Source organism: Bacillus sp. SIMBA_008 (assembly GCF_046535495.1).
GTDB lineage: Bacteria > Bacillota > Bacilli > Bacillales > Bacillaceae > Bacillus > Bacillus subtilis.
Genome location: NZ_JAWRWL010001179.1, coordinates 1 through 239, shown reverse-complemented (window position 1 = coordinate 239; position 239 = coordinate 1). Strand labels below are relative to the sequence as shown.

The window sequence follows — 239 nt, the reverse complement described above, 5'->3', positions numbered from 1 at the left end:
GACTCGGTGAAATTATAGTACCTGTGAAGATGCAGGTTACCGGCGACAGGACGGAAAGACCCCGTGGAGCTTTACTGCAGCCTGATATTGAATGTTGGTACAGCGTGTACAGGATAGGTAGGAGCCTTGGAAACCGGAGCGCCAGCTTCGGTGGAGGCATCGGTGGTATACTACCCTGGCTGTATTGACCTTCTAACCCGCCGCCCTTATCGGGCGGGGAGACAGTGTCAGGTGGGCAG

The 239-nt window shown here is 55.6% G+C and carries 1 rRNA gene; it reads left to right on the top strand.

Annotated features, from left to right (window positions below):
- Positions 1-239: ribosomal RNA gene (locus tag SB658_RS27180) — 23S ribosomal RNA — on the top strand; the annotation flags it as partial.